The sequence below is a fragment of the Stenotrophomonas sp. HMWF003 genome (assembly GCF_003061285.1).
Taxonomy (GTDB): Bacteria; Pseudomonadota; Gammaproteobacteria; order Xanthomonadales; family Xanthomonadaceae; genus Stenotrophomonas; species Stenotrophomonas maltophilia_AP.
Map to the genome: position 1 here is coordinate 13,438 of NZ_QAIW01000411.1, position 5,280 is coordinate 18,717.

The 5,280-nt window shown below is 64.7% G+C and carries 3 protein-coding genes and 2 pseudogenes; all 5 read left to right on the top strand.

The genetic code is table 11. The annotated features are described in order from the left end of the window. A pseudogene (locus DBR34_RS23815) lies at window positions 1-927 on the top strand (hypothetical protein); the annotation flags it as partial. Window positions 928-1,209: 282 nt separating this feature from the next. Next, entirely contained in the window at window positions 1,210-2,823 is a 1,614-nt protein-coding gene (locus tag DBR34_RS17630) for a glucoamylase family protein (protein ID WP_128097744.1), read from the top strand. A 33-nt stretch (window positions 2,824-2,856) separates the two neighbouring features. After that, entirely contained in the window at window positions 2,857-4,170 is a 1,314-nt protein-coding gene (locus DBR34_RS17635; protein ID WP_128097751.1) for a sugar ABC transporter substrate-binding protein, read from the top strand. Continuing rightward, window positions 4,167-5,048 (top strand): sugar ABC transporter permease, encoded by an 882-nt coding sequence (locus DBR34_RS17640; RefSeq protein WP_038687498.1) that lies wholly within the window; start codon window positions 4,167-4,169, stop codon window positions 5,046-5,048. The genes DBR34_RS17635 and DBR34_RS17640 overlap by 4 nt, the downstream gene beginning before the upstream one ends. Beyond that, window positions 5,045-5,280: pseudogene (locus DBR34_RS23820) on the top strand (carbohydrate ABC transporter permease); the annotation flags it as partial. The gene DBR34_RS17640 and the pseudogene DBR34_RS23820, both read left to right, overlap by 4 nt.

A 5,280-nucleotide genomic window follows, 5' to 3' on the forward strand; every position in this document is an offset into this window, starting at 1 on the left:
AACGGCATCGGCAACCTGCAGGCGCTGGTCGGCTCGACCAGCAATGCCGGTCTGGAAGTGGACCTGTTGAACAACAACCTGAAGGCGCCGTACTCGGATCAGTTCAGCCTCGGCATGAGCAACCAGGTCGGTGACTGGCTGACCGATGCCACCATCGCCCGCACCCTGAGCTACGACGGCTTCGCCTTCACCCTGGGCAACCGTTACCCGACCGGCCAGTTCTTCGATGACCCGCGCCTGTGCGGTGGCACCGACCCGGGCCTGAGCCAGGCCTGGAGCTGCAACGTGCCGGGCTTCGGCAGCCTGATCATCGGCCAGCAGGGCATCAAGACCCGTGCCACGCAGGTGCTGCTGTCGGCGCAGAAGCCGTTCACCAAGGAGAGCGGCTGGGGCACCTCGATCGCCTACACCTGGACCACCGCGCGCCACAACCGCGACATCAACGAGAAGTACGCCTTTGACCGCGGCCTGATCGAGGACTACCCGACCATCCGCTCCAACGGTGCCCCGCGTCACCGCCTGGTGCTGACCGGCTCCTATGCGGGCTTCTGGGACATCACCTTCGGCGGCAAGATCACCCTGGCCACCCCGACCGCGGTGAATGACTGGTACCCGGTCACCCAGTCGACCGGTTTCGACCTGCCGACCCCGGGTGCGGCCGTGCCCAACGGCAACGGCAAGTTCCTGGTCGGTGGCAAGATCTTCGGCTACCGTTCGGTTGACCTGCAGGCCACCAAGACGTTCAAGATGCCGGGCGATACCGAGCTGTATGCGCGTATCGACATCATCAACGTCTTCAACTTCGACAACTTCTCCAACTACAACTACACCAAGTCCAACGGCAAGTTGCTGGCCAGCTACAACGAGACCGGCGATATCGTCGGTACGCCGCGCCAGGTCAAGGCGGAAGTCGGCTTCCGCTTCTGATGACCGCATGACCCGTCAACGCCTTCACCGGCGTTGACGGCGGGTAACGGCCATTGGCCGTTACCCGCACGTGCACCCCGCCGGCCTGCTTGGGCAGGTTGGCGGGACTGCACAGGCGCTTGCCCATCGCCGATGGACAAGCGCGTGTGCGGTAGGTACCGGCCCGTGGCTGGTGCGCCCGTGTCCGCCCCGGCGGATTTTTTTGGATCGTGATCTGTAAACGATTTCAGCTTGGTTGAGGCTATGCTCTCCAGCACGAACATGCGCAAAAGGTGGTGGTCGATGAATGCATCTCGGATGGTGTCGCTGGCGTTGCTGTCCGTGGCCATCGCCGGTTGCCAGCAGCAGGCGCCGGACAAACCGGCAAAGCCGAAGCCGCCGGTGATCCTGGTCGAGGCCGATGCGCCGCCGCGCCCGATGAAGCCGGAGCTGCCGCCGCTGTTTGACGATATCGAACGCCGCACCTTCCAGTTCTTCTGGGATACCACCAACGAGGTCAACGGCCTCAGCCCCGACCGCTACCCGTCGCGCCCGTTTGCCAGCATTGCCTCGGTCGGCTACGCGCTCACCGCCTATCCGATCGGCGTGGAAAACGGCTGGGTCAGCCGTACCCAGGCCGTGGACCGCACCCTGCTCACGCTGAAGTTCTTCCGCGACCTGCCGATGGGCCCGCAGCGTACCGGCAAGGGCGGCTACAAGGGCTTCTACTACCACTTCCTGGACATGCAGCAGGGCCGTCGTTACGACAGCTGGGTGGAGCTGTCCAGCGTGGATACCGCGCTGCTGATGATGGGCGTGCTGTTCGCCCAGTCGTACTACAGCGGGGACGATGCCCGCGAAAAAGAGATCCGCGAGATCGCCGACACGCTCTACAAGCGCGTGGACTGGCCGTGGCTGCAGCAGCGTGCGCCGCTGATCTCGATGGGCTGGTTCCCCGAAAGCGGCTTCATCGACCACGACTGGATGGGCTACAACGAGGCGATGATGGTCTACATCCTCGCGCTCGGCTCGCCGACCCACCCGGTCAGCCCGGACGCATGGACGGTCTGGACGCGTACCTACGACAACGACTGGGGCGTCTACCAGGGCCAGGAATACCTGTCCTTCGGCCCGCTGTTCGGGCACCAGTACACGCATGTGTGGGTGGACTTCCGCGACATCCAGGATGCCTACATGCGCGAGCGGGGCAGCACCTACTTCCTCAACAGCCGTTCGGCCGCCCTGGCGCAGCGCGAATACGCCATCGCCAACCCGATGAACTGGAAGGACTACGGCGAGAACGTGTGGGGCCTGACCGCCAGCGATGGCCCGCAGAACACCACCCAGGAATACCGCGGCGAGCAGCGCCAGTTCCGCCATTACTCCTCGCGTGGCGCCGGCCTGCGCGAGAACTTCGACGACGGCACCATCGCCCCGACCGCGGCGATCGCCTCGGTGGTGTTCGCCCCGGAAGAAGTCATCCCGGCCACCGAAGAGATGCACAAGCGCTACGGCGACTACATCTATTCCAGCTACGGCTTCCTGGATTCGTTCAACCCGAGCTTCAACTACGACATCCCGATCAAGACCGGCCGGCTGGTGCCTGATCGCGGCTGGGTGGCCAGCGACTACATCGGCATCGACCAGGGCCCGATCCTGACCATGATCGCCAACTACCGGAACGATTTCGTCTGGGACGTGATGAAGAAGAACGCGCACATCCGCAAGGGTCTGGAGCGCGCCGGTTTCAGCGGTGGCTGGTTGACCCCCGAAGGCCAGGACCAGCCGTTGGAACTGCAGAAAGATGAAAAGGCCGCTTCGGCGCGCTCGGTCGGCATCGCCGAATCGCGCGCGGCAGCCGCCCAGGAACAGAAGAACAATTCCAATACGAACCGCAACCAGCAGCAGGGGAAGTAAGCAGTGCCATTGTCGTCGCGCCCCAAACTGGGTTTGAGTCTGTTGCTGCTGCTGGTCGGCAGCGTGTTGTTGTCTGGCTGTCGCAAGGAGCCGGAAGGCGTCACCGTGCGTTTCTGGGCGATGGGCCGCGAGGCCGAAGTGGTCACCGGCCTGATCAAGGAGTTCGAGGCGGAGAACCCCGGCATCCACGTCGATGTGCAGAACATCCCGTGGACGGCCGCGCACGAAAAGCTGCTCACCGCGTTCGCCGCCGACGGCCTGCCCGATGTGTGCCAGCTGGGCAACACCTGGATCCCCGAGTTCGCCGAGCTCAACACCCTGGTGCCGCTGCGGCCCTACGTGGCGCAGTCCAAGGTGGTGGATCCGGACGACTACTTCCAGGGCATCTGGGACACCAACGTGGTGCATGACGAGCTGGTCGGCGTGCCGTGGTACGTGGACACCCGCCTGCTGTACTACCGCAAGGACCTGCTGGCCCAGGCCGGCTACGACCACCCCCCGCGCACCTGGGCGGAGTGGAACGAGATGATGGCCGCCATCAAGAAGATGCAGGGGCCCAAGCGCTACGCGGTGCTGATGCCGATCAACGAGTTCGAGCAGCAGTTGTCCTTCGCCTTGCAGCAGCCCGACCCGCTGCTGCGCGATGCCGATACCCGCGGCAATTTCAGCAGCCCCGGCTTCCGCAAGACCCTGGGCTTCTACGAAAACATGTTCGCCCAGGGCTGGGCGCCGCGCATGTCCGAGACCCAGATCTCCAACGTCTGGGACGAGTTCTTCCGCGGCTTCAACGTGTTCTACCTGTCCGGCCCGTGGAATATCCGCGAGTTCAAGAAGCTGCAGCCCAAGGAACTGGAAGGCAAGTGGGGCACCGCCGCACTGCCGGGCCCGGACGGCCCCGGCGCCGGTATTGCCGGCGGCACCAGCCTGGTGATCTTCCGCTCCTCGCAGCAGAAGGAAGCGTCGTGGAAGCTGATCGAGTTCCTGTCGCGCCCGGCGATCCAGGAGCGTTTCCATTCCATCATCGGCGACCTGCCGCCGCGGCGCAGCACCTGGGAGTATCCCTCGCTGGCCAACGACCCGCTGGCGCAGCCGTTCCGCGACCAGCTGGAACGCGTGAAGCCCACGCCCAAGGTGTTGGAGTGGGAACGTATCGTGCAGGAAATGCGGATCATCACCGAACAGGTGGTGCGTGGTGGCCTTGATCAGGATGTGGCAGTGAAGGAACTGGACAAGCGCGTGGACAAGGTCCTCGCCAAGCGCCGTTGGATGCATGAGCGCGATGCACAGGAGAAGGCCGCCGGTTCGGGCGTGCATTCCAGCGCGGTGGCCACGGGAGCGGCGCAATGAAGCAGCGTTCGCTTGCCGGCTGGCTGTTCGCCGGCCCGGCCATCCTGGTGATCGGCGTGTTCTTCGGCCTGCCGGTGTTCTCGGCGCTGGCCCTGAGCATCACCGACTTCGACCTGTACGCCCTGGCCGACGGCGGCAACCTGCGCTTTGTCGGGCTGGGCAACTACATCGACCTGCTGCAGACCCCGATGTTCTGGAAGTCGCTGTGGAACACCACCTACTTCGTGATCGTCGGCGTGCCGATGTCGATCGGCGTATCGCTGGGGGCGGCGATCCTGCTCAACGCCCCGGCGGCGCGCTTCAAGGCGCTGTTCCGCACCGCGTTGTTCGCCCCGGTGGTGACCACCCTGGTGGCGGTGGCGGTGATCTGGCGCTACCTGTTCCACACCAGCTACGGCCTGGTGAACTACGGGCTGGGCCACATCGGCATCAACCCGATCGACTGGCTGGGCGATCCCAACTGGGCCATGCCGACCATCATGCTGTTCGCGGTGTGGAAGAACTTCGGCTACAACATGGTGATCTTCCTGGCCGGCCTGCAGGCGATCCCGCATGACCTGTACGAGGCCGCGCGCATCGACGGCGCCTCGCGCTGGAAGCAGTTCCTGCACATCACCCTGCCGATGCTCGGCCCGGTGCTGCTGGTGGTGGGCGTGATTACCGTGTCCGGCTACTTCCAGCTGTTCGCCGAACCCTACGTGATGACCCGCGGCGACCCACTGCAGAGCACCGTCAGCGTGCTGTACTTCATGTTCGAGGAAGGCTTCAAGTGGTGGAACCTGGGTCGCGCCTCCGCGGTGGCGTTCCTGCTGTTCCTGATCATCCTGGCCGTAACCAGCGTCATGCTGCGTTTCGGCCGCAAGAGGCAGTTGGTATGAGTCGTGAAATCGGCCAGTCGCGCTGGCATGCATGGTGGGTCAACGGGGGCTTGACGGTACTGGCGCTGGTCAGCCTGGCGCCGCTGCTGTGGATGCTGTCGGTGTCGTTCATGCCCACCGGCGAGGCGGCGCATTTCCCGCCGCCGCTGCTGCCGTCCTCGGTGACCACCGCGAACTACCACGAGCTGTTCGCGCGCACCGGCATGGGCAACAACTTCGTCAACAGCCTGGG

Bases quoted from the DNA above. Each gene is read 5' to 3' on its own strand.
- DBR34_RS17640 (WP_038687498.1), top strand. From the start codon at position 4,167: ATGAAGCAGCGTTCGCTTGCCGGCTGGCTGTTCGCCGGCCCGGCCATC.
- DBR34_RS17630 (WP_128097744.1), top strand. From the start codon at position 1,210: ATGAATGCATCTCGGATGGTGTCGCTGGCGTTGCTGTCCGTGGCCATC.